The sequence below is a fragment of the Mucilaginibacter straminoryzae genome, assembly GCF_022953055.1.
Classification (GTDB): domain Bacteria; phylum Bacteroidota; class Bacteroidia; order Sphingobacteriales; family Sphingobacteriaceae; genus Mucilaginibacter; species Mucilaginibacter straminoryzae.
Genome location: NZ_JALJEJ010000002.1, coordinates 515,550 through 540,481, shown reverse-complemented (window position 1 = coordinate 540,481; position 24,932 = coordinate 515,550). Strand labels below are relative to the sequence as shown.

Annotated in this window: 17 protein-coding genes; 16 read left to right on the top strand and 1 reads right to left on the bottom strand. The window is 46.0% G+C overall.

Annotated features, from left to right (window positions below; all coding sequences use genetic code 11):
- The first annotated feature begins 6 nt into the window (after positions 1-6).
- The 16 genes from MUY27_RS05905 (at position 7) to MUY27_RS05830 (ending at position 24,447) form a co-directional block, all read left to right on the top strand.
- On the top strand, positions 7-1,284 hold the full coding sequence (locus MUY27_RS05905; protein WP_245129061.1) for an MFS transporter: 1,278 nt from the start codon (positions 7-9) through the stop codon (positions 1,282-1,284).
- Between the two features lie 152 nt (positions 1,285-1,436).
- Positions 1,437-2,921, top strand: a complete 1,485-nt coding sequence (locus MUY27_RS05900) for a gluconokinase (RefSeq protein WP_245129060.1) — start codon at positions 1,437-1,439, stop codon at positions 2,919-2,921.
- A 215-nt stretch (positions 2,922-3,136) separates the two neighbouring features.
- Complete coding sequence (gene tkt / locus MUY27_RS05895; protein ID WP_245129059.1) at positions 3,137-5,152, top strand: transketolase; 2,016 nt, start codon at positions 3,137-3,139, stop codon at positions 5,150-5,152.
- A gap of 6 nt (positions 5,153-5,158) precedes the next feature.
- Positions 5,159-5,617, top strand: coding sequence for an RpiB/LacA/LacB family sugar-phosphate isomerase (locus tag MUY27_RS05890; RefSeq protein ID WP_245129058.1), 459 nt, complete (start codon positions 5,159-5,161; stop codon positions 5,615-5,617).
- Positions 5,614-6,741, top strand: coding sequence for a transaldolase (gene tal, locus MUY27_RS05885; protein ID WP_245129057.1), 1,128 nt, complete (start codon positions 5,614-5,616; stop codon positions 6,739-6,741). The genes MUY27_RS05890 and tal overlap by 4 nt, the downstream gene beginning before the upstream one ends.
- Before the next feature lie 2 nt (positions 6,742-6,743).
- On the top strand, positions 6,744-7,367 hold the full coding sequence (locus MUY27_RS05880) for an HAD family hydrolase (protein ID WP_245129056.1): 624 nt from the start codon (positions 6,744-6,746) through the stop codon (positions 7,365-7,367).
- Between the two features lie 35 nt (positions 7,368-7,402).
- The gene (gndA, locus tag MUY27_RS05875) at positions 7,403-8,812 is read left to right on the top strand and encodes an NADP-dependent phosphogluconate dehydrogenase (RefSeq protein ID WP_245129055.1); all 1,410 of its coding nucleotides are present in this window, start codon (positions 7,403-7,405) and stop codon (positions 8,810-8,812) included.
- A gap of 31 nt (positions 8,813-8,843) precedes the next feature.
- A complete protein-coding gene (gene zwf / locus MUY27_RS05870) occupies positions 8,844-10,346 on the top strand; it encodes a glucose-6-phosphate dehydrogenase (protein ID WP_245129054.1) in 1,503 nt (500 codons plus the stop codon).
- A gap of 9 nt (positions 10,347-10,355) precedes the next feature.
- Entirely contained in the window at positions 10,356-11,081 is a 726-nt protein-coding gene (pgl, locus tag MUY27_RS05865) for a 6-phosphogluconolactonase (protein ID WP_245129053.1), read from the top strand.
- A gap of 363 nt (positions 11,082-11,444) precedes the next feature.
- Positions 11,445-13,841 (top strand): sensor histidine kinase, encoded by a 2,397-nt coding sequence (locus MUY27_RS05860; RefSeq protein WP_245129052.1) that lies wholly within the window; start codon positions 11,445-11,447, stop codon positions 13,839-13,841.
- Positions 13,842-13,977: 136 nt separating this feature from the next.
- Positions 13,978-15,717: a thiamine pyrophosphate-dependent enzyme gene (locus tag MUY27_RS05855; protein WP_245129051.1), complete on the top strand. Its 1,740-nt coding sequence runs from the start codon at positions 13,978-13,980 to the stop codon at positions 15,715-15,717.
- Between the two features lie 193 nt (positions 15,718-15,910).
- Entirely contained in the window at positions 15,911-16,516 is a 606-nt protein-coding gene (locus MUY27_RS05850) for an RNA polymerase sigma factor (RefSeq protein ID WP_245129050.1), read from the top strand.
- A gap of 84 nt (positions 16,517-16,600) precedes the next feature.
- Complete coding sequence (locus MUY27_RS05845) at positions 16,601-17,758, top strand: FecR family protein (protein ID WP_245129049.1); 1,158 nt, start codon at positions 16,601-16,603, stop codon at positions 17,756-17,758.
- 283 nt (positions 17,759-18,041) lie between these two features.
- The gene (locus tag MUY27_RS05840) at positions 18,042-21,329 is read left to right on the top strand and encodes a TonB-dependent receptor (protein ID WP_245129048.1); all 3,288 of its coding nucleotides are present in this window, start codon (positions 18,042-18,044) and stop codon (positions 21,327-21,329) included.
- 30 nt (positions 21,330-21,359) lie between these two features.
- Positions 21,360-22,982 carry a RagB/SusD family nutrient uptake outer membrane protein gene (locus MUY27_RS05835; protein ID WP_245129047.1) on the top strand — a complete coding sequence of 541 codons (1,623 nt, stop codon included), beginning with the start codon at positions 21,360-21,362 and terminating at the stop codon, positions 22,980-22,982.
- A gap of 58 nt (positions 22,983-23,040) precedes the next feature.
- Positions 23,041-24,447 carry an alpha-L-fucosidase gene (locus tag MUY27_RS05830; protein ID WP_245129046.1) on the top strand — a complete coding sequence of 469 codons (1,407 nt, stop codon included), beginning with the start codon at positions 23,041-23,043 and terminating at the stop codon, positions 24,445-24,447.
- 83 nt (positions 24,448-24,530) lie between these two features.
- Here MUY27_RS05830 and MUY27_RS05825 read toward each other — a convergent pair whose 3' ends face one another.
- On the bottom strand, positions 24,531-24,932 hold the full coding sequence (locus MUY27_RS05825) for a DUF1634 domain-containing protein (RefSeq protein WP_245129045.1): 402 nt from the start codon (positions 24,930-24,932) through the stop codon (positions 24,531-24,533).

Genomic DNA, 24,932 nt, shown 5'->3' with positions numbered 1-24,932 from the left:
GGGTGTATGAATGAGCATTCCCCCGCTAAAAATTCTGTCCGCCGTATTCTGGCGGCCAGCCTGATCGGTACCACCATTGAATTTTTTGATTTTTATATTTATGCTACCGCCGCCGTGCTGGTTTTTCCAAAGCTTTTCTTTCCTGCTGTAGATCCCACTTCGTCCACGCTGGAATCATTAGCCACTTTTGCGCTGGCTTTTTTTGCCCGGCCGTTGGGTGCGGCTATCTTCGGCCACTTCGGCGATCGCAAAGGGCGTAAAGCAACGCTAGTAGCAGCACTCATGACCATGGGGCCGTCTACGGTGGCTATCGGTCTGCTGCCTGGCTACCAATCTATCGGCATAGCTGCGCCGCTTTTACTGGCGTTGTTCCGCTTTGGGCAGGGTCTTGGCCTCGGTGGCGAATGGGGTGGGGCAGTGTTATTAGCTACAGAAAACGCACCGGAGGGTAAAAAGGCCTGGTACGGGATGTTCCCGCAATTGGGTGCGCCGATTGGTTTCCTGCTATCCACCGGGATATTCTTTATGCTAAGCAAATTGATGACTGATGCCGACTTTCTGAATTATGGCTGGCGTATTCCTTTTATCGCCAGTGCCGTGTTGGTTTGGCTGGGCTTGTTCATTCGTCTGCGTATTACCGAAACACCTGAGTTTATGAAGGTGGTGGATAATAACACCCGGGTAAAAGTGCCGGTTGCAGAAGTTTTTACCAAAAACACCAAAGCCATTACGCTGGGCACGCTCATCACCATTACTACCTTTTTGCTGTTCTACCTCATGACGGTTTTTACCCTTAGCTGGGGTACCAACGCATTGCACATTCCTAAAGCTACCTTCCTGGTGATGCAAATGGTTTCAATGCTGTTTTTTGGGATTGGGATACCATTATCTTCGGTAATTGCCGACAAATACGGCCGCAACCGGATGCTGATGATCGCTACGGTAGCCATCATTCTATTCGGGCTCGTTTTTGCACCGCTCTTCAGTACCGGCAATGTATTTGTAACTGCTACTTTTCTTTCACTCGGCATGTTCCTGATGGGTTTGACTTATGGCCCTATCGGTACCGCATTGGCAGAGATATTCCCGGCATCGGTACGGTACACCGGCGCTTCGCTGGCTTTTACTTTAGCCGGCATTTTAGGCGCTTCGCTTACACCCTACCTGGCTACTACCCTTGCTACCAAATACGGGTTGGCTTATGTGGGGTATTACCTGTCTGTTGCATCTTTTGTTACCTTGCTGGCTTTACTGGCTGCACGGCCATTAATGAAGGTAAAATAGCGGGTAATGACGCAATAATAGGTAACCTCTTACTGTTATCGTCTTGTAATTATTTGTGATTTTTTATCAACGTTTCGTTTTCCGGTTGTTTGCAATAATACCTTGCGCGAAGGTTTATACTTTGTTAAAGCAGATCAATTATTTTTAGACGTATGCAGCAATATATTTTGGGTATAGATATTGGTACGGGCAGCACTAAAGCTGTCGCTTTAGGGTTTGACGGTGAAATGCTCGATGTTGCGCAGCAGTACTATCCGGTTAAAAGTCCCCAGCCGGGTTACGCGGAACAAGACCCGAAACTGATATTTGATGCCTTTAAAAGTTGTGTTGCAGCAGTTACCGGTAAGTTAGGTTCGCCGGTGGCGATTAGCTTTAGCAGCGCCATGCACAGCATTATGCCTGTTGATAAAAACGGCGAGGCCATGGCAGATATGATCATCTGGGCAGATGCGCGCAGCCAGCCAATCGCTGATCGTATCCGCAGTTCGGGCGATGGTGTTGCCATCTACCGAAAATCTGGTACACCTATTCACGCCATGACGCCATTGTGCAAACTGATCTGGTGGCGCGAAAATCAACCCGATCTTTTTCACGGTGCCGCCAGATTTATTTCCATCAAAGAATATATCTGGTACCGCCTGTTTGCCGATTACCAGGTAGATTATTCCCTGGCTTCCGCTACAGGATTGTTTGATATCGAGACGCTTCACTGGAATCCGGATGCCTGTAAGTTGGCAGAAGTTAACGAAGATCAGTTATCTAAACCTGTCGATACTACTTATCATCGTTCGGATATAGATCAAAAACTGGCTTCAGAGTTAAAGCTTAATCCGGAAACTCATTTTGTGATCGGCTCCAGCGATGGCTGTTGCGCTAATCTGGGCAGCTATGTAGATACCGAAGGTGTGGCTGCTATCACTATCGGCACCAGCGGTGCGGTAAGGATTACCGGCAAACAGCCCGTTATCAATGACGAGGCCATGATCTTCAACTACCTGTTATATGAAAGAACTTTTGTAAGCGGCGGCGCAGTAAACAATGGCGGCAATGCCATGCAATGGCTTATACGCACGTTTTTAAATCATGATAAGGTAGAAGAGGCAGCATACAACGAGTTTTTCGACAAAGCTAAAACAGTACCCGCAGGAAGTGACGGCTTGGTGTTCTTGCCTTACTTAAATGGTGAGCGCGCACCGATATGGGATACCCGCGCCTGCGGCATGTTCTTTAATATAACTGAACGACACACGCAGGCGCATTTTCTTCGTGCCGGGTTAGAGGGCATTTGCCTGGCTTTGATGAATGTGCTGCAAACCCTCGAACAGTCTTCCGTGCCGGTTAAGCAAGTGAACATCAGCGGTGGTTTTATCAATTCGCCGCTATGGGTACAAACCCTTGCCGATATTACCGGCAAAAAGCTGGTAATTGTGCAACAGGAAGATGCTTCTGCAATGGGTGCGATATTCCTGGCAGTTAAAGCATTAGGGTTGCCGCAGGCGATCATGAAACGCCCGGAGAAGGAAGAAGCAACGATAGAACCAGACGAGAAAAATCAGGCGGTATATCAACAAGTGTTCAAAAGATTCAGGCGATTAACTGCCCGGCTTGACGAACTAACGAAAACGACAAGTGAATAATAATTTCAAAGAATTATATTGCCGCCGCCAGCAAAAGAGCGCCTAACCATGGGTTAAAATGAACATGCTGGCACGGTATTTTCGGGTGACGAGTAACTATGACAAGGGGTTGACGGATTTGTGGGGAAATACTCCGAATCTTGAAAAACAAGTTCTTTATTAAGGAGTTGAACAAACAAACGATACCCTTACAGGATCATTTAAATAAAATAAATATGTCTACTACCCAATCATCTGACATCGAAAAACTGACCGTAAATACCCTTCGGTTCCTGGCAACCGACATGGTGCAAAAAGCAAACTCAGGCCACCCCGGCCTGCCGTTAGGGGCTGCCCCAATGGCCTATGTGGTATGGCAACGATTTTTACGTTTTGACTCTAAAGAGCCTAAATGGCCAAACCGCGATAGATTTGTGTTATCAGCCGGTCATGGTTCTGCATTATTGTACGCGTTGTTGCATGTGTACGGTTACGACCTGCCGATGGACCAGTTAAAGCAGTTCCGCCAGTTGGGTTCAAAAACGCCTGGTCACCCGGAATCTACCCATACACCGGGCGTCGAGGTAACCACAGGGCCGCTTGGTCAGGGTTTTGGTAATGGTGTTGGTATGGCAATGGCAGAAGCATTTCTGGGCGCCAAGTATAACCAGGAAGGTGCGGATCTCATAGACAATTACATTTATGGCATCGTAAGCGACGGCGACCTGATGGAAGGTGTAGCTTCAGAGGCCGCTTCCTTAGCCGGACATTTGAAACTGGGTAAGCTGATCTATCTGTATGATGATAATAAGATTTCGCTGGATGGCCCGACAGATTTAGCTTTTACCGAAGATGTTGCAGAACGCTTCCGTGCTTATGGCTGGCAAACGCTGACTGTAGAAGACGGAAATGACCTGCTTGCGATCGAAAAAGCAATTTTAGAAGCCCAGCAGGAAAAGGAAAAACCTACACTGATATCCGTTAAAACCATTATCGGTTACGGCAGCCCGCAGCAAGGCACCAATAAAGTACACGGTAGTGCATTAGGCGAAGAAAACCTGAAAAAAACAAAGGAATTCTTCGGATGGGATCCTGAAAAAACTTTCTTTATTCCGGATGGCGTAAAAGAACATGCTGCTGAAGCTATTGATAAAGGCACAAAGCTGCACGAAGAATGGAAAGGGCAGTTTGCAAGCTATCAGCAAAAATATCCGGAATTGGCGCAGAACTTCTCCACCGGCCAGGATGGTAAATTACCGGAAGGATGGGACGCTAACCTGCCAACATTTAAAGTAGGCGACCAGTTGGCTACACGCCAAGCTTCGGGCGAAGCGCTTAAAGCATTGCGTGCAAATATTCCGTGGCTGTTAGGTGGCTCGGCAGATTTAGCCAGTTCGACCGAAACACCGGGTAAAGATGGTTCAGATAGTTTCCAGCCGGGTAATTATGGTGGCCGTAACCTTTGGTTCGGTGTGCGCGAACATGGTATGGGCGCTATTCTAAATGGTATGGCTTCCTATGGCGGCGTTCGCCCTTATGGTGGAACGTTCCTTACCTTCTCTGACTATATGCGCGGTTCTATCCGCTTAAGCGCATTAACCCATGCGCCGGTTACTTTTGTGTTCACCCACGATAGTATCGCCCTAGGCGAGGACGGCCCTACCCACCAACCGGTAGAGCAGGTAACTTCATTACGCCTTACACCGAATTTAACTGTTGTTCGCCCTGCTGATGCTTACGAAACAGTAGAGGCGTGGAAAATAGCGCTGGGGCGTTTACATGGCCCTGTTGCACTGATCTTGTCGCGCCAGAAACTGCCGGTGATCGATCAGGAAAAATATGCTCCTGCTACCAACACCTGGAAAGGCGCTTATGTGCTAAGTGAAGCAAAAGGCGGCACGCCTGATATTATCCTGATGGCAACCGGTTCGGAGGTTCATTTGGTGCTCGAAGCGCAGGATCAGTTGGCGGCAGAAGGTATCAATGCCCGTGTGGTAAGTATGCCTTCTATGGAGCTGTTTATGCAGCAGGAAGAAAGCTACCGTAACGAAGTGTTATTGCCTAACGTGCGCAAACGTTTAGCTGTTGAAGCGGGGGTTACCTTGCCGTGGTACAAGTTTATTACAGACGAAGGCGCTATTATCGGTATCGATAGCTTTGGCGATTCGGGCGAAGGCAACGCGGTACTGGCCCACTTTGGCTTTACTACAGAAAACGTGGTTAAAAAGGCTAAAGAAATATTGAATAAATAAGCAGTCATGAAAATAGGTATAGTAGCAGACCATGCCGGTTTCGAACCCAAGCAGCAGCTGCTTAAAATGCTTCAGGAGGCTGGCTATGATGTAAAAGACTACGGCGCTTTTACTTACGAACCGACTGATGATTATCCGGACGTTGTAATTCCTTTAGGCGAGGCTATCGCCAAAGGCGAAGTAGAACGGGGCATTGCCGTATGCGGCAGCGGGGTAGGCGTGTCTGTAGCGGCGAATAAAATGCCGGGTGTAAGGGCGTCGCTCATCACAGAAACTTATTCGGCACACCAGGGTGTAGAACATGATGATATGAACTTGCTTTGCCTCGGCGGGCGTGTGATTGGCCTCGTACTGATGTGGGAAATCATCCAGGCTTACCTTAAAGCCAGTTATGACGGCGGCGAAAGGTTTCAGCGCCGGTTAGATAAAGTTTTAGCAATTGAACATAAATACATAAAGTCGTGAAAAATCCATTAGCACGTATTCCCGATTTCGGGCAGAGCATTTGGCTCGATTATATCAGGCGTTCTTTCACCAAAGGTGGTGAACTAAAAAAACTGATAGACGAAGACGGCCTGAGAGGTGTTACCTCTAACCCGGCCATTTTTGAAGAAGCTATTGCACACAGTAATGATTACGACGATACACTCGCCGAGTTAAGCCACCAAAATCTATCGCCAGAGGAAGCTTTCCTTAAAATTGCGATAGAAGATGTACAAACAGCAGCAGATCTTTTTAAAGGTGTTTACGAAGAAACCGACGGACTGGATGGTTACGTCAGCCTGGAAGTATCACCTGGTTTGGCGCTGGATACTGAACGCTCTATCAAAGAAGCCAGATCATCATGGGAAACGCTTGACCGTAAAAACGTAATGATTAAAATCCCTGGTACCGAACCTGGTTTACCTGCCATCAAGCAACTGATCAGTGAGGGTATTAACATCAATGTAACCCTGTTGTTCGGCCTGGAAAGGTACCGCGCTGTAGCGGAAACCTATGTAGATGGGTTAGAAGAACGCGCTGCCAAAGGTTTGCCCGTAGATAAAGTGGCTTCTGTGGCCAGCTTCTTCCTTAGTCGGATAGACACCATGATAGATCCCATGCTGGATAAAATAGCACAGGATGACCCAGAAAAGGCAAATGCAGCGAAAAAGCTAAAAGGTAAAATCGCAATCGCAAGCGCGCGCGATGCCTATGCCATTTATAAAGAGGTATTTGGTTCAGAACGTTTTAAGGCTTTGCAAGCTAAAGGCGCTAAACCACAGCGGTTGCTTTGGGCAAGTACCAGTGTGAAAAATAAAGACTACCTTGAGCTAATGTATATTGAAGCATTGATCGGCCCTGATACCGTGAACACTCTGCCGAAAGATACCTTGAATGCTTATCGCGAAAACGGTAACCCGGCCTCACGCTTGGAAGAGGGTCTGGAAGAGGCACGCTACGAACTTTATATGTTAGAAGACGTAGTTGGTATTCGTTTGCTGGATGTTACCAAAAAGTTGGAGGAAGAAGGTATCCAGAAATTTGTGAAACCTTTTGATAGCCTGATGAAGGTGATTGGCGAAAAATCTAAACAAGTTAGCCAGTAATAATGCCGCAGTCTATCAAGTTGCTGTTGCTGGACATCGGCGGCGTATTGCTGACGGATGGCTGGGAAACAAAATCGAGGGAAAAGGCCGCTGCGCATTTCTCCCTTGATTTTGATGAATTGAACCAGCGGCATAAAAACGTATTCGACGCGTATGAGTCGGGCAAAATGTCGCTCGATCAATATCTCGACCTGGTTATCTTCCACCAGGAAAGAACCTTCGGGCGTCAGGAATTTAAAGATTTTATGCTGGGCGAGTCAAAACCGTTGGAAGACATGATCGCCTTTATGAAAGCTTTGAAACAGCAATACCGCGTTCCGATCGCTACAGTAAATAATGAACCCTTAGAGCTGAATGAACATCGCATCAAAACCTGCGGTTTGTCTTCGTTCATTGATGTTTTTGTTTCTTCCTGTTACGTGAATCTGCGCAAGCCAGATCCTAAGATCTATCAGTTGGCGCTGAGCATCATGCAGGCCAAACCTGAAGAGGCCTTGTATATCGATGACCGTAAGGTGTACACTGAACAGGCCGCTGCTATGGGAATCAATACGATTCACCACACCGGGTTGGAAACTACCCGCGAACAGCTTAAAAATTTTAATTTCACCGTTTCTTCAACCTGAATAATAAATACTTTGAACAATTAAATTTCGAAAATATGGAGCAATATGATTTTGGTATGGTAGGTCTGGGCGTTATGGGCCGCAACCTGCTTTTTAATATAGCCGATCATGGCTATGCTGTTGCCGGTCTGGACCTGGACCAGGGCAAAGTTGACGCATTACATACCGAAGCTACAGATAAACAAGTTGTAAAAGGCACCGGCTCTGCACAAGAGTTTGTGAGCATGCTTAAAACACCGCGTGCAATTATGTTATTGGTTCCTGCCGGCAAACCTGTCGACGGCGCTATCGCCAGCCTGGTTCCATTGCTGGAAAAAGGCGATATCATTGTCGATGGCGGTAACTCGTTTTTTCACGATACAGATCGCCGTTTTAACGAGCTGAATGAGAAAGGTATCCACTTCTTTGGCATGGGTGTATCCGGTGGTGAAGAAGGTGCACGCCGCGGACCAAGTATGATGCCGGGTGGCGACCGCGATGCTTACGAAAGGCTTCGCCCTATATTCGAATCAGTGGCAGCTAAAGTAAATGGCGAGCCTTGTGTGACCTATATGGGTACTGGTTCTGCAGGGCACTACGTTAAAATGGTGCACAATGGTATCGAGTATGGTATTATGCAGCTGATCTCAGAAGTTTATGACCTGCTAAAACGTGGCCTGAACTACAAGGAAGATCAATTGCAGCAGATCTTTCAATCATGGAATGAAGGTGAGCTGAAATCCTTCCTTTTGGAGATCACCGGCATTGTGCTGAAAAAAGTGGATGACGAAACCGGCGAACGCCTGGTTGAGGTGATATCAGACGTAGCACGTGCGAAAGGTACCGGTAAATGGACTTCGCAAAATGCGATGGATATACAGGCGCCGATACCGGTGATTGATGCTGCAGTAGCCATGCGCGATCTTTCTAAATACAAAGCAGAGCGTGTTCAGGCTTCGGAAAAGTTAACCTGGGATGGTTCGGCTAATGAAAGTGATGAACATGGTCACCTGATCCAGCACATTAAAAAGGCATATCACTTTGCCATGCTTACCATCTATGCGCAAGGCTTGTCGCAACTGCAACTGGCTTCTAAAGAATATCAATACGGGTTGAACCTGGCAGAGGTGGCTAAAATCTGGCGGGGTGGTTGTATCATCCGGTCTACTTCGCTGGAGGATTTTATGCAGGCGTTCATCAAAAATCCTGAATTACCGAATATCATGCTGGACGATAAAATCGCCGCTACCTTATTGGATACCCAGGAAGCTGCGCGTTTTACCGTGAAGTTTGCCGTAGATAAAGGCATTTCAGCTTCTGCGTTCATGACGGCGTTAGCCTATTTCGATGCTTACCGTACTGCCAAGCTGCCGACTAACCTGGTGCAGGCCCAGCGCGACTATTTCGGTGCACATACCTACGAACGGACAGACCGCGAAGGTGTTTTCCATACCCAATGGGATTAAAATTATTAGCCTCTACAAAAAATAGAACGTGATGAAAACACAAAAAAAAGCCCCACCTACGATCATCGTTATATTTGGTGGTACGGGCGATCTGGCGAAAAGGAAACTGATCCCCGCTTTTTATAATCTTTTTAAAGACGGTTGGATGTCTGACCAGTTTGCCATTTTTGGCCTGGGGCGTACCAAACTAACAGACGAAGATTTTCAGGAACGCCTGCACGAAGGGTTAAGCAACTTTTCAAGAAGCGGAAAACCAGAAAAAGATAAGTGGGGAATTTTTAAAAAGTCTATTTCCTACTTTGTATCTAATATAGATGATGCAGCTTCTTATAAAGAGCTTGCAGAAAAACTGGATGCTATAGATAAAGAATGGGGGGCAAGGGCCAACCGTTTGTTTTACATGTCAATCGCGCCACAGTTGATCGGTGCGGTTACTACGCACTTATCTGAAAGCGGTTTAGCTTCAGACCCAGACAAAGACCGCCTGGTGGTTGAAAAGCCTTTCGGACATGATACTGAGAGCGCTATCGAACTGAATAAGCTGCTCACCTGTAAGTTCAACGAAAAGCAGATTTACCGTATAGATCATTACCTGGGTAAAGAAACCGTACAAAATATCCTTGCCTTCCGTTTCGCCAATAACTTATTTGAGCCTATCTGGAATCGTAATTTTATTGATTATGTGCAGATTACCGTTGCAGAGCAGGTTGGTGTTGAAGAGCGCGGCGGTTATTACGAAGGTGCCGGTGCGTTGAAGGACATGATCCAGAACCACTTGTTGCAGTTGGTATGTATGATCGCCATGGAACCCCCGGTATCATTCGAGGCTGAGGAGATCCGTAACCGTAAGATCGATGTATTGCGTGCGGTACATCGCATCAGACAGGATGAGGTACATTTCAACGCTGTCCGCGGTCAATATGGCGGCGGGTGGATGCAGGGCGAGAAAGTTCCGGGCTACCGGGAAGAGCAGGGCGTAGATCCGCATTCAAATACAGAAACCTTTGCAGCCGTGAAGTTTTACATCGATAACTGGCGCTGGCAGGATGTACCGTTCTACCTGCGTACAGGAAAACGCATGCAGGAAAAAACTTCGTCTATCACCATACAGTTCAGGCCGGTGCCGCATTCTACTTTTGCAGGTTCGCAGGTGGATAGCTTATCCCCCAACAGACTGACAATTAATATCCAGCCGCAAATGGATATCAGGCTGCGTTTTATCGCCAAAAAGCCAGGTTTGGAAATGGATCTGAACCCTGCGGAAATGGTATTCGATTATGCCAGCGGAAAAGATGCGCCCGAAGCTTACGAAACCCTTCTGCTGGATGCCATGGTTGGCGATGCCACCCTGTTTATGCGAAGCGACCAGGTAGAGGAAGCATGGAAGGTCATTACACCGATACAGGAAGCCTGGGCATCCAGAGATTCGCTGGATTTTCCAAATTACAATGCAGGTACCTGGGGACCAGAAACTGCTGAAGCGCTTATTGCTCGTCAGGGCCATACCTGGGCATTCACCCAACAAAAGAAATAATTGAACGCCATGGTTAAAGTATTGGAAGATCAATTGCAGCTGAGTAAAGAAGCCGCAGAGCTGTTTGTAAAGCTTGCCGCAGAAGCCGTTGAAGTACATGGTAAATTCACTGTCGCACTTACAGGCGGCAGTTCACCCGAAAAATTATACGACTTACTGGCAACGCCTGCTTATCGCGATAAGGTTGACTGGAGTAAGGTACATGTATTTTGGGGCGATGAACGCTGGGTACCGCTGGACGACGACCAGAGCAATGCAAAAATGGCTAAGCGTACCTTGCTGAGCAAGGTTCCTGTCCCTAAAGAAAATATCTTTTATATGTGGGCAGACGGGAAAAGCCCGGAAGAATATGCTGCGGATTATGAGCAGATGGTGAAAAAAGAATTGGGCGAATCGCTGAAATTCGATCTGATTTTGTTGGGCATGGGGCCCGACGGCCATACGGCTTCGTTGTTCCCTCACCAGCCTGTATTGCATGAGCAGACAAAGTTGGTAGATGCTTACTATCTGGCTCCGCAGAGCATGTACCGGATAACGCTTACCGCTCCGCTGATTAATAAAGCTAAACACATTGTAGTAATGCTTTATGGTGATAATAAAGCCAATGCGCTATATGAAGTGTTAGAAGGGGAACCAAACGTTGAGTTGTATCCGTCTCAACTGCTTCACCCCGAAAGCGGTGATATTACCTGGCTGGTAGACAAAGCTGCCGCCGCTCTGCTGAAGAAGCATTAAGCTTGTATCATTTAGCGATATATTTCATCAGGCGTTAGCTACTTACCGCCTGATGAATTTTAAAATACTCTTCTTTACCCGAACAGGCGCTTAAGCTCATGATTTCGTCCATTTCTTAGCATACCTCGTAATTTAACGAAATAGCGTCATTCTTTTCTTATTGAAAACCGTGCAAAACATTGACGGTTAGCTGTTTTTAAAACGGTTTGCGATTTGTTGCTTTATTTTCCAATATTTAGTAGTTAAGCCCCTTAAATGCCGGGCAAGTAATTAATGGCTCGCCAAAAACGCAAAAATTATTCTGCCATACACCTGTTTAAGGTGTTTACAATATGCTTTTGCTTGCTGCAAAGTAGCATTGCTTTGGGACAGATAGACCTAAAACATTCTTTAGTTGAACTTTATACGGCGTTAGCAAAAGCAAAAAATGAAAAGCAGAAGGCGGAAGCCGCCCTGGCAATTGGAAGTTTTTATATCACCAATAAAGCACCGCGGAAAGCCATGATAGACTCTGCGCTGCACTACGTTTCCGCAGCACAAAACTTTAGCGAGGAGAGTAATTTTCAGGAGGGGTTAGAAGGTGCAGAGGAGCTAAGGGCAAGGGCATTTCTACGGCAGGACAAGCCTGAAGTAGTAAAAGACATGATTAAACGTGCTTCGGGTAAGCTTTTCTGCGATCTTAATTTTCTTCTCGGACGATATTACCTTGAAAAACCAGGGGAAGATAAGGAGGATATGAACGATGCCGAAACTCATTTTTCTGCGGCGATACATTACGCCGAAAAATATCACATGCCCAATACCGCGCTGATTAGTCGTGCCTTTATATACGTGCTTTTAGTTGAGAAGCAGCAAGGTAGCCGGAATGAATGGAATAGCTATTGTGATAAGATCATCGCCGAATGTAGACGATATGGTCATACCCGCGTTGAGTTACAGTTAATGAAGATGAGGGCAATTACCGATAGATATAATTTTAATGATCCTGCCTACTTATATAAAACCTTATCGAGGGCAAGGGCGGTTAAAGAATATGAATTGGAAATTTATTGCCTAAAGGAGATAGCAGACTACCATTTACGGTTGGGCAAGTTGGATACGGCAGAGAATGAACTTAAGGAAGTATTAAAGAAATATAAAACCATCGGCTATCAAAACTTACAATTTACGTATGATCTTCTGGCTGCTACTGCCCTGACTAAAGGAAATATAGAAACAGCAATGTTGTACGCCGTACACACTGTTGAAACGGCAGAGAAAACAGGAACCGAGTTCGCCATTACCGCTTTTTATAACCGTTTGACACAATTATGTGAAGGGCTTGGTTTAAAAAGGCAAAGCTTAATGTGGTACCGTAAATGGCAGGCAGCAGCTATCCGGACCAGTACGAGCTTCCCGTATACCGCTTACAGTGCCATAGCAAACGAACTTATTTCAAAAGGAAAAGCCAGGCAGGTTTTAAAAACGCTGGATAGTGCAGACCGGATCTTTAAGTATGATGCTAACCGTTTGTTTCTGATCCCGCAGCTTCGTGCCCGTTGTTATGCTGCTTTAGGAAAAATGGATAGTGCCGAGATTTATAACCTGAGCATTGTTCGAAACCTTGAAAACCGTGGTGTAAAAGATTATGAGTATTACCAGGCTTATCAGAACCAGGCAGCATTCTATATTTCGATAAAAGAGTTTAGTAAAGCGGCGCCGTACGTAGAAAAGGCTTTTGAAGCAGAAAAAGGGTTGATCAGGTCATCGGATATGGCCTTACTTTATCTGTGTAAGTTTAAGGTAGATTCTGCCAGTGGAAACTACCTGGCAGCGATAAAGGATTTTGCGAGTTCAAGAAGTATCAGTGATTCTATCTATAATCGGAACAGGTTACGGCAAACACAGCAGTTGCAGTTGCAGTATGCCACCGCCGAGCGTGACCGCGAAAATCTACAATTGCGGAACAGTAATAACTTGCAGCAGGGAGCGCTGGAGAAAAGCGCACTGGAAAAAAGGTTGATCGGTATAGTACTCGTGGCCTGCCTGTTAATTTTAGGCCTGATGGTTTATTTATACCAGGCAAAGCAGCGGAGCAACAGAAAACTGCAGCAACAGCAGCAGGAAATCAACGAGCAGAATTTGCAATTGAATCAGCTGCTGATTGATAAAGAATGGCTGATCAAAGAGATCCATCACCGCGTGAAGAATAACCTGCAGATTGTCTCGAGCTTGTTGAATACCCAGGCTGTTTATCTTGAAAATTCAGAAGCCCAGGCAGCGATCAGGGATAGCCAGAACCGGATGCAGGCTATTTCCATTGTTCATCAGAAGTTGTACCAATCAAATGATCTGGCCCGGGTTCATTTCAACCTGTATGTGAAAGAGCTTGTCCAGAGTATTTGCGATTCTTTCCAGGTAGACCTCGGCATAATGTTTAGCATCGATGTGATTGACGTTTATTTAGACACGGCCCAATCTGTACCTATCGGCCTTATTTTAAACGAAGCCATCACCAATAGTATTAAATACGCGTTCGGGAATACCCTCCATCCGCAAATATCCATATCACTAAAAGCGCGTACCGCAGATTGGTACGCATTAGAAATAAGAGACAACGGAGAAGGGTTACCTGCCGATTTTGATATCCTGAATTGCATATCGTTAGGGGTGAACCTGATGGCTGGACTTGCCGGGCAATTAGCCGGAGAATTTAAGATTTACTCCAGTGCCGGAACTGTGGTAGAGGTTAATTTCCCGCAGTTTGTAGCGCGCGCGTAATATTCACCTTTTCGTTTCGAAAAATCACGAAATATCGTAATAGTAAAACCGACTGATGCTTTTCAAGTTTTTGATTATCAGTAGCTTATTTATTTGTTCGGATTTTGCTTGACCTGATGCAAATCAATGCAGCGATATGTCAAAGAAAGTAGCCGAACAATTAGTTGAAATGTTGGTAAATGCAGGAATAAAACGCGTTTATGCAGTTACCGGAGATAGCTTAAATGAATTAAACGATGCGGTACGAAGAAATCCGCATATTAGTTGGGTACACGTCAGACACGAAGAAGCGGGTGCCTATGCAGCCGCCGCAGAGGCAGAACTTGGCGGGTTGGCATGTTGTGCAGGAAGCAGCGGCCCGGGCCATATCCATTTAATCAATGGTTTGTACGATGCTCACCGGTCTAATGTGCCGGTGTTGGCTATTGCTTCCACTTGTGCAACGGTAGAATTTGGAAGCAGCTATTTCCAGGAAACAAATATCATCAAGCTCTTTGACGATTGCAGTCATTACAATCAGATTGCGGCTACCCCGGCACAATTACCAAGAATGACGCAGGCAGCCATTCAGCATGCGGTACAGCGCAGGGGAGTTGCCATCCTGGGTTTGCCCGGCGATGTCAGCGCGATGGATGCTGTAGAAAATATTTCGGCGAATAAAAATTACTTCTCTAAAGCGCTTATCCGCCCTTCTGATCAGGACATCCAAGAAATGGCTACGCTGATCAACCGCTACCAAAAGGTAAGTATCTATTGCGGTATCGGTGCGGCAGAAGCGCATGACCAGGTTGTACAACTGTCGCAATTAATTAAAGCACCGGTTGGATACTCTTTCCGTGGAAAAATGGGTATCCAGTATGACAATCCGAATGAAGTAGGTATGACGGGCTTGCTTGGGTTGCCATCCGCATATCACAGTATGCACGAAAGTGATTTGATCATCCTTCTAGGTACCGACTTCCCTTACGTACCGTTTATGCCTACCGATAAAAAGATCATCCAGGTTGATCTTCAGCCAGAGCGATTAGGCCGTCGTGCGAAGTTGGATTTAGGCCTACACGGCGATATCAAAACCACGCTTGATGCACTGTTGCCGTTAATTAACAATAAGCAGGACGATAGTTTTTTAAAAGCGCAGCTGCATGTTTACGGTAAGGTTAAAGAACACCTGAATATTTATGTGGAAGACAAGGGCAGTCTAAATGCCATTCAACCCGAAGCAGTTGCTGCTTGTTTAAATAAGCTGGCCACTGACGACGCCGTATTTACAGTAGATACAGGTATGTGTTGTGTATGGGGGGCAAGATATATCCAGGCCACTGGTAAGCGTGCAATGCTGGGTTCATTCAGCCATGGTTCTATGGCTAACGCCATGCCGCATGCCATAGGTGCAGCTTTCGCCTGCCCGGGCAGGCAGGTAGTGGCAATGTGCGGCGATGGCGGTATTTCTATGCTGCTAGGCGATCTGGCCACTATGAAACAGTATAAGTTACCGGTGAAAGTGATCGTTTTTAACAATCGCTCTTTGGGTATGGTGAAGCTGGAAATGGAAGTAAGTGGATTGCCGGATTCTGAAACTGATATGGAGAACCCTGATTTTACCCTGATTGCCCAGGCGATGGGAATTAAAGGCATTACCATCAATGATCCTGACCAACTTGAAAGCGGCTTACACCAGGCGTTTGACTATGACGGACCGGTATTGGTAAACGTGTTCACAAACCCCAATGCATTGGCTATGCCGCCAAAGATAGAATTTGACATGATTAAAGGCATGACCTTATCTATGACCAAACTGATGTTGGGCGGAAAGTTCACCGAGGTATTAGATACAGTAAAATCGAGCTATAAACACATGAGCGAACTGCTGGACTGATTGGGCAGACAGCATCAGCGCGAGGCAAAACGGTTCTTTGAAAAAATATAAGGGTTATTGATTCCTGATAAATTTTATCTGTTATTTTTGAACAACACGAAAGGTTTAATTTATCTTTAGATCTTTCGTGTTCATGCTATATATGCATGGCAATAGCAATTTCTTCAGTAGGAGAGGTCAGAGAGAGGTTTCAATGCGTAAGTATCAACTGCCGGTTTTTACAGATCATATGCTGCTCGGCTATATGCGCGACCGGGATGACCATGCCGCTTTTGAAGAAATTTACCATCGTTACTGGAAACAGTTGCTGGATACCGCTTTTCAACGAATCAAATCTAAAGAGGCTGCCGAAGAGATTGTACAGGAAGTTTTGCTCAGCCTTTTTTTGCGAAGGCACGAGCTGGTGATTACCTCTACACTGGAAGGCTGGTTAAAAACCGCACTTAAATACCAGGTATATAAAAGCTACCGCGCCCATTTAATTCACCTGTCGCACCTTAGCGAGGTAATTCAAAGTAACCAGATCGCCCCGCTGACACCTGATGAAGCAATGACGCTGAAAGAAATAAGGGAAAAGGTGAAGCAGGTGGCCAATAAATTGCCGGAGAAATGCCGCGAGGTGTTTATGCTGAGTCGTTTCGAGCATTTGTCGCAAAAGGAAATTGCTGAAAGAATGGGCATCTCCCTTAGTACCGTAAAAAAGCATCTTACCCGTGCGTTAAGCGCACTTAAAAATGATCTGAGTGAAGATCACTTCCCATTTCTGGTTATTCTTGTTTGTCTTTTTGGCAGGATTTAAACAAGAGGTAACAAAAAGATAAAAAAAATTTAATAGCGGATAGCACCTTTCTGTCTTTCACGGTACTTAGGTATAAAACACCTGATGAACCCGGCAGAAAGAAGACTTTTAGAACTGCTTGAAAAGATAGAGCATGGCACTGCTACCCCGGCTGAAAAATTTGAGCTGGATGAGTGGTATGCTTCTTTCGAGCACGATCCTAAACTTACTCCTCAGTTGCCAAAAGCAAAACTTGCGGCTACCAGGGATCGTATGCTGTCTAATATCCGCAAGGCTGCTAAAGCTCCTGCTGATGAGATGAGTAACCAAAAGCGGTTCTCCAAAGGCCGTATGGCAATTACGTTACTGGTACTGATTCCATTGCTGCTCATCCTTACCACCAAACGAATAGCCACAATTATCCATTCCCAACCGGATGCCATGCCCGGTTCGCAAACTGCTGTGCTGACACTCGGTACTGGTAAACGAATTGACGTTGGTAGCGCAAAAGTGGGGGTGGTTTATACAGGAAATGGTTATCAGATCATCAAAAATAGCAAGGGGATGATCTCCTACCGCCTGAATGCGGCTAATTCAGTGATAACTGAACGAAATGTGCTTTCCACCCCGGCTGGCGGCCAGTTTTTGGTAGTGCTCGCAGATGGGTCGAAGGTGTGGCTTAATGCCATGTCTTCATTAACGTATCCGGCAGGCCTATCAAAACATAAGCGAGAGGTGAACCTCAACGGCGAAGGATACTTTGAGGTTGCAAAAGACCGGGCTCACCCGTTCGAGGTAACTACCCTTAAAGATAAAGTAGAGGTGCTGGGTACCCATTTTAATATTGCTGCTTACACTGATGAAGCTACCCAGAAAACCACCTTGTTAGAAGGTTCTGTAAAAGTTTCAGCGTTGGCCGCCGGAGCAGATACAAAAATAATAAAGCCTGGCGAACAGGCCGAGGATAAAGGCGGACTGTTAAATGTTAAACCTGTGAATGCAGAAGATGCGGCAAGCTGGAAAGATGGGGTATTTTCTTTCGACCATACAGAACTTCGGCCATTAATGCAGCAACTGGCACGCTGGTATAATGTAGATGTGGTTTACCAGGGGCAGGTTCAGCATCGGTTCTTTTCAGGCGAGATAGACCGTTCTTACACGTTAAGACAGGTATTGAAAGTGTTGGAGTTAGGTGATGTACACTTTAGAATTGAAAACCCATCGGACGGTAAAGAGCGCAAACGACTGGTGCTGATCCCGTAAATCTATAACGAATTGATAAAATATATAACCCTTAGTAGCCTATGGAAATAGAACAATAACCTAACTGCTCTTCGAAAAAAAAGGGGGAACAAAAAAGCCGGGGCGTGATTGGAACCCATCCCCGGCATGTCTGGATTCTCCTTTAACAGATCGGCACAGGCCGATGATTGAAAAAGAAATTAATGTATCACCATTTACCCAAACGTACAAAGGTATGAATTTAAACTTGCGTGCAGTGCCTGCTAATACCAGGCGGCGTACTGTACTTAAATTTTTGATGGTAATGAAAATGATTATCGCGTTGGTAGCCATCACATGTTTACAGGTATCGGCAAAAAGCTACGGCCAGCTTGTAACATTAAACGTGAAGAACGAACCGCTTACAAAAGTTTTTAAACAGCTTCAGAAAGAAACCGGCTATCGTTTTTTTTGGGAAGAGAACAGTGAAATCGCCCGGATAAAAACAACATTCCGGGTAACGGATGCGCCGGTTAATGCAGCTTTGGATCAGCTGTTTGATAAATTGCCCTTAACTTATTCTATTTCCAGTAATTCAATTGTGGTCAGGCATAAGGAGATGTCATGGTTCGATAAGATCAAATCGGTATTCGCAGCTGTTGATCTTCATTTGAAAGTAGTGGACGAAAAAGGGCAGCCCCTGCCCGGTGCCACCATTAGCTTAAAAGGTACTGCGTTTGAAAAAGGTGGTATTTCTGACACCAATGGCGAATTTACCTTCCAGCGTGTACCCGAGGGTAATTACACCCTGGTAGTAACGATGATAGGCCTAAGCCGTTTTGAGAAGACCATCCAGGTTGACGCCAACCATAAAGAAATTTCTGCTACCCTGATGCAGATGTCGTCCAGTTTGAGTGAAGTGGTGGTGATTGGCTATGGTACCCAGCAGAAAGCAAATGTAACCAGTTCAGTAGCCACAGTAGCAGGCAAGGATATCGAGAACAGGGCAGTACCATCTGTACTAAACATCTTACAGGGGCAGGCAGCAGGTTTGAATATTCAGCAGACAGACGCCAACCCCGGTTATGGTTCCACCCAGGTAGATATTCGTGGTAACAGTACGTTATCTAATAACCCCGTGTTGTTTATCGTGGACGGTATGGCCGTTAACGGGATAGATTACCTGAACCCGGCGGATATCGAATCGGTAAGTATCCTGAAAGATGCTTCAGCAACGGCCATCTACGGTGCCCGTGCGTCTGGCGGTGTAGTACTGGTAACTACTAAAAAAGGTAAGCTGAACAGCAAGACCGTAATCCAGTATAATACCATGTTTGGTTTTCAGCGCCCTGCGAGGTTGCCTAAGTTTGTAGATGCACCACAATTTGTAGACCTGTATAACCAGGCACAACGAAATGACAATCCGTCTACACAGGTGAAGTTTACGCCGGATCTGGTAGCTAAATACAAAAGCGGCGAATTGCCGAGCACCAACTGGCTGCCTTACATTTTAGATAACCAGGCGCTGCAAAATCAGCAAAACCTGAGTATTACCGGTGGTTCTAAAAATACTGATTATTACGTATCTGCCGGTTATTTGGACCAGGGCGGTCTGATCAAGAATGTCGACTATAAGCGTTACAGCACTCGCGCCAATGTTAATGTACAGGTTTCGAAAAGACTGAAACTGGGTATCAATTCAATTTTAACCAAAGAGGATAAAGAGCAACCTTCATACGGCATTGGTAACGCCCTGCAATGGTCGTATATCGTACCAGTGACTGAGTACCCTTATACCAAAGCCGGGCATGACCGCAGCTACCGCGGCGGCGCGCAGCCTAATGACATCATGACCAAGGGCGGCATACAGAATGAAACACTCAACACCATCAATACCAACTTCCTGGCAGAGTTTAAGATACTGGATAACCTGGTTTTGAACGGTACTTATGGCTATAATTACACTAATAGCTTTACCTCTGCTTTTTATAACAAGTATCTGCTGTATAATGATGATGAGCAAATTGTGACGTATAACAATAACCCCAACAGCGTTTACAAGGCCAATTACTCACAAGTTCACCCGACAGCGTTAGTTACCCTGAACTATACCCAGGCCTTTGGGAAACATGGCGTAAAAGTTTTGGCAGGTTATTCACAAGAGCAGGACAGGTATGATTTTAACAGCATTAGCCGTTACGGATTTTTAAATAATTCTTTGGATCAGGTTGATGCCGGTTCATCAGACCCTACACTTACCAATGTATCCGGTAACGCTACCTCCTATGCTATTCGTTCATGGTTTGGCCGTGTAAATTATAATTACAATGGCAAGTACCTGCTCGAAGCCAACGCGAGGTATGACGGTACTTCTGTTTTCAAAAATAAAAAATACGGCTTCTTTCCATCCGCATCTCTTGGCTGGATTGCTTCCGAAGAGGAATTTCTTAAACCTGCGGCAAATATCATCACCTTCCTGAAGCTGCGGGCCTCCGTTGGGCAGGTGGGTAACCAGAATGCCAGCGGGCTTTATCCCTGGGCAAACACCATTGCACAAAGTACTTATGTGCTCAATAAAGCGGCGTATACCACCACTTACTATAATAACTCACCAAACCCTAACTTAACCTGGGAGGTGAAAACAACCATCAACCTGGGCCTCGACCTTACCTTATTAAAGAACCTGGACCTGAACGTAGATATTTTCCGTGATAAAACAACTGGTATACTACGTTCGCCATCGGTTCCAAGTACCTATGGTATCGGCGCGCCACAACAAAACGTGGGTAAACTACAAAACCAAGGCTTTGAGATCAACCTGGCATACCGTAACAATATTGGCAAATTAGCCTACAAGGCTGCGGTTAACTTCTCAGATTCACGTAATAAAATTCTTGATCTTGGCGGTACCGGGCCAAGCTATGGCGATAATCCCCTTATTGTGGGGCAATCCAGATGGGTGTGGTACGGTTTGCAGGCCGAAGGTTTATTCCAGTCTACCCAGGATATTGCCAGTCATGCCACCCAAGATCCCAGGAATATCCCCGGCGATATTAAGTTCAAAGACGTAAACGGTGATGGAAAGATCACTCCGGATGATCGCGTGCTGTTAGGTCAGGCTACGCCGCATTATCGTTATGGTGTCAGCCTTTCTGCCAGCTATAAAGGCTTTGACGCATCCGTGCTGTTGCAAGGTGTGTTCAGTAACCTGCTAAGGGTAAGCGGCGGTGCGCAGGTGCCGTTCTTCTTTAACGGAGATGGCAACATCTTACAATCTCAACTGGATTACTGGTCGCCCTCAAACCCTAATGCCCGCTACCCGATATTGCGCACAGATCAGTCCATCAATAACGGGCAGTTCAATAGCTGGTGGTTATTTAAGGCTGCATACACGCGTTTTAAGAATGCTCAGTTAGGCTATACGTTCTCCAATGCTTTTGTTAAGAAACTGGGAATCAGCTCTGCTAGGTTTTTTGTGGCAGGGGATAACCTGTTCCTGATCACCAGTAAGAACTTTCCGAAAAGCCTTGATCCGGAGATTGCCAATTACGGCGACGGATCCAACTATCCGCAGGTACGTAACCTTAGCCTTGGCCTAAATGTCACCTTTTAAAACAAAGCTGCTTAATGCAAAAATGAAATCATGAAAAAGCAAAAAAATCATATATCAATATTTGCCGGGCTTCTGATCGCGTTGGTTATGCTCGGCGGCTGTAAAAAAGACTTGCTTGACGAACATCCGCTTAACCAGATCACGGATGATACCTACTGGCAGTCTGCTGACGATGCCACCATGTTCGCTACGCGGATGTATACCTATATGCCGCAAGACAACTTTGTTTATTACGAGGGCATGAGCGATAACGGGATCAGTAACGACCCAACCACGCGTCGTTTCGGAAACAGTACGCAAGACCCGACCATCAGCGGTAAGGAATGGAGCTATGCGCCTATGCGTCAGGCCTTCAGTTTTTTTGCCAACGTAGATAAAGTGCCGGATATGGACCCCGCGCTGAAGAAACGCCTGATCGCCGAGGTAAAGTTTGTGCTGGCATATCGCTACTTTATCATGACCACCCTATACGGGGACGTGCCGTTGGTAACTTCGCTGATTACTGACCCTAATGCCGCTGATATTCCTAAAACACCTAAAGCAGATATTCAGAAACAGGAAATCCAATGGCTGGACGAAGCTGCCGCTGATCTGCCGTTAAGTTATTCTGGATCAGACCAGGGCCGGGCTACCAAAGGTGCTGCACTTGCGTTGAAGGCACGCATCTATTTGTACGCGGCAGACTATACCAATGCCGCTGCAGCTGCAAAGGCAGTGATGGATCTGGGCGTATATAAACTGTATGCGAATTATTTCAATTTCTTCCAGAAAGATGGCGATTACTCGTCAGAAGATATCTGGTCTTTCGGTTATACACTTTCCGTAAAGCAAAATTCTTTACGCGATATCCTTGGTTCGCAGGCGCTGATGAATGGGCGTAATATAATGGACCCAACTTCGGAACTGGTGAACGATTACGAAAGTAAGAACGGTTATTACCCTTACACGAAGGATCCGGGCTATGTAGCTACCGATCCTTATAATAACCGCGATCCGCGCTTGCGGCAAACCGTGTTATGCCCGGGCGATATCTACGCTTATCCTTATTTTCCTAACATTAATCAGTATGATCCTTTCAATAATGCCGGCGACCGCATCGGGGGCGACCTTGGTTCGCGCTCGGGATATTCCTGGTGCAAGAATGTGGATCGTTATGATTACGTACGTTCGGGCACCAACAACTGGAAGGCATTCCGTTATGGCGAAGTGTTGTTGAATTATGCCGAAGCGCAGAACGAAGTAAGCGGCCCGGGTACCGATGTAATTGCGGCTTTAGACCAGATCCGTACAAGGGCGGGCATGCCAACAGTTGCACAAACCTTTGCGGTTAACGGCTTGGCTGTAAATCAGGTGAATATGCGTAATTTTATCCGTCACGAGCGCCGTATCGAGCTGGCAGGCGAAGGCTTACGTTATTTTGATGTGTTACGTTGGAAAATTGGCGAGCAGGTAATGCAGGGACCTATCTATACGGTTGATGCTTCTGCGGGGATCAGCAATATCAGCACGGCGAACGGCCGGATTAACAAGTATCCAAAAACGGTGATCGAGCAGCGCTATTTCAACAATGCGAAATTTTACCAATGGCCTATCCCGCAATCAGCGGTGGACGCGTCGAAAGGTGTTTTGACGCAAAATCCATTGTGGAAATAAAACTATCCGGCCGGCATTTGCCGGCCGGTAACTATAAAATCTATCAATTATTGTTTATATGAAACTTTTCACGACCGTACGGTCACTATTTATTGCTTGTGCTTTGGTTGTTACGGCAATTTCGGGCCACGCACAGCAAAAGCGAGGTAAGCCGCTGAATGAATTGCAGCAATCCTTCGTGGATCTGAAATTCGGTATGTTCATTCACTTTAACATCCCGACATACTTTAACCAGGACTGGCCCGACCCGGAGGCTTCGCCATCTGCATTCAATCCAACTAAATTAAATGCAGACCAATGGGCAAAGGCGGCAAAATCAGCCCATATGACTTACGGCTGTTTAACTACCAAACACCACAGCGGATTTTGTATCTGGGATACCAAAACTACCGATTACAGCGTTATGCACAGCCCATACAAAAAGGATGTGGTAAGGCAGTTTGTTAACGCATTCCGTGCAAATGGTTTAAAAGTGATGCTTTACTATTCTATCCTGGATACGCATCACAAGCTTCGCCCGAATGAAATTAAGCCATGGCATATTGAAATGGTGAAGAAGCAGCTGACCGAACTATTGACAAACTACGGGCCGATTGAGGCTCTGATCATCGACGGCTGGGATGCGCCATGGTCGCGTATTTCTTATGATGATATACCTTTTCAGCAGATCTATCAGTTGGTAAAATCGCTGCAACCGAACTGTATCCTGATGGACCTGAACGGGGCTAAGTATCCGAAAGACGGGCTGTATTATACCGACATTAAAACATATGAAATGGGTGCCGGGCAACGCATGTCGAAAGATATTAACCAAATGCCATCATTAGCTTGCTTGCCGCTGCAATCGTCATGGTTCTGGAAAACAAACATGCCCACCACCCCGGTAAAAGATCCGGCGAAACTGGTGAACGAAACTTTGGTGACCTTGAATAAAGCCAACTGTAATTTTATCCTGAATGTAGCGCCGAACCGTGATGGTTTGTTTGACGAAAATGCCTTGGATGCCCTAAAAACAATCGGCTCGTTGTGGAATAATGATGGTTCGAAATCTGACTTTAAAGCAACCGGCGCACCTATTATTGCTTCTAACCTGGCGAAACATCAACCGGCAAATTCAAGCTGGAGCGACGATATGAACATTATGGATTTTGCCAATGATGACGATTTCGACTCTTCATGGCAATCAAACCCGGAAGTGAAAAATCCGTGGTATGAGGTAGATTTCCGCACACCGCAGACTTTTAATGCGGTCGTAGTGTTCGAGCATAAACCCAACATCAAAAAATACAAGCTGGAATACTTCAGCAACAACACCTGGAAGGTGCTTTTTGAAGGCGAGAATCTGAACCGTGTGAAGCTTAACCGCTTCCCGGCGGTAAAGGGTGAAAAAGTACGGATGGCTATCCAGACGTATGATAATGCACCGTCTATAGCAGAGTTCCAAATTTATAACGAACCGAGATAGGCAATACGCTAGTTCTGACTGATACGTTTGTGAAAAGAGGAGGCGCCTTCGTGAGGGTTAGCCTCCTCTTTTGTTGTAATGAATCAGATCTTTAATCCACCTATCGTGCTGAAGAGCATTACGCAAAGCACAATTAAGGTGATCAAAATGTACATTTTGTCTTTTTCGAGGATAAAGCCGACCAATGAAAATGCAATGCGCATAATTGGCGTCGCGATAAGTACAATTACCCCTAACTGGATGATGCCTTTAGCCTGTAACGAAATTGCACCGCTGACGATGCCCTTAAAAGTAGTATAGCTATCACTTTCACCCGCGAAGCGGTGGTATGATGGAACCTGTCCCTGCCCATGTTGGATCAGCAGCAGGATACCGCCAATTAGCACGATCGTGCTGGCCGTTACCACGCCATAACGTAACAGTTTACCGATGAGCTGCTCGATGTCCTGATCGGCCCAAAAACTCTCTGATAATATCTTTTTCAT

Excerpts from the sequence above, each read along its gene's own strand:
- MUY27_RS05825 (WP_245129045.1), bottom strand. The coding sequence starts at position 24,932 with ATGAAAAAGATATTATCAGAGAGTTTTTGGGCCGATCAGGACATCGAG.
- MUY27_RS05845 (WP_245129049.1), top strand. The coding sequence starts at position 16,601 with ATGAACCCGGCAGAAAGAAGACTTTTAGAACTGCTTGAAAAGATAGAG.
- MUY27_RS05830 (WP_245129046.1), top strand. The coding sequence starts at position 23,041 with ATGAAACTTTTCACGACCGTACGGTCACTATTTATTGCTTGTGCTTTG.
- MUY27_RS05855 (WP_245129051.1), top strand. The coding sequence starts at position 13,978 with ATGTCAAAGAAAGTAGCCGAACAATTAGTTGAAATGTTGGTAAATGCA.
- MUY27_RS05905 (WP_245129061.1), top strand. The coding sequence starts at position 7 with ATGAATGAGCATTCCCCCGCTAAAAATTCTGTCCGCCGTATTCTGGCG.
- MUY27_RS05835 (WP_245129047.1), top strand. The coding sequence starts at position 21,360 with ATGAAAAAGCAAAAAAATCATATATCAATATTTGCCGGGCTTCTGATC.
- MUY27_RS05850 (WP_245129050.1), top strand. The coding sequence starts at position 15,911 with ATGCGTAAGTATCAACTGCCGGTTTTTACAGATCATATGCTGCTCGGC.
- pgl (WP_245129053.1), top strand. The coding sequence starts at position 10,356 with ATGGTTAAAGTATTGGAAGATCAATTGCAGCTGAGTAAAGAAGCCGCA.
- gndA (WP_245129055.1), top strand. The coding sequence starts at position 7,403 with ATGGAGCAATATGATTTTGGTATGGTAGGTCTGGGCGTTATGGGCCGC.
- zwf (WP_245129054.1), top strand. The coding sequence starts at position 8,844 with ATGAAAACACAAAAAAAAGCCCCACCTACGATCATCGTTATATTTGGT.
- MUY27_RS05880 (WP_245129056.1), top strand. The coding sequence starts at position 6,744 with ATGCCGCAGTCTATCAAGTTGCTGTTGCTGGACATCGGCGGCGTATTG.
- MUY27_RS05900 (WP_245129060.1), top strand. The coding sequence starts at position 1,437 with ATGCAGCAATATATTTTGGGTATAGATATTGGTACGGGCAGCACTAAA.
- MUY27_RS05890 (WP_245129058.1), top strand. The coding sequence starts at position 5,159 with ATGAAAATAGGTATAGTAGCAGACCATGCCGGTTTCGAACCCAAGCAG.
- tkt (WP_245129059.1), top strand. The coding sequence starts at position 3,137 with ATGTCTACTACCCAATCATCTGACATCGAAAAACTGACCGTAAATACC.
- MUY27_RS05840 (WP_245129048.1), top strand. The coding sequence starts at position 18,042 with ATGAAAATGATTATCGCGTTGGTAGCCATCACATGTTTACAGGTATCG.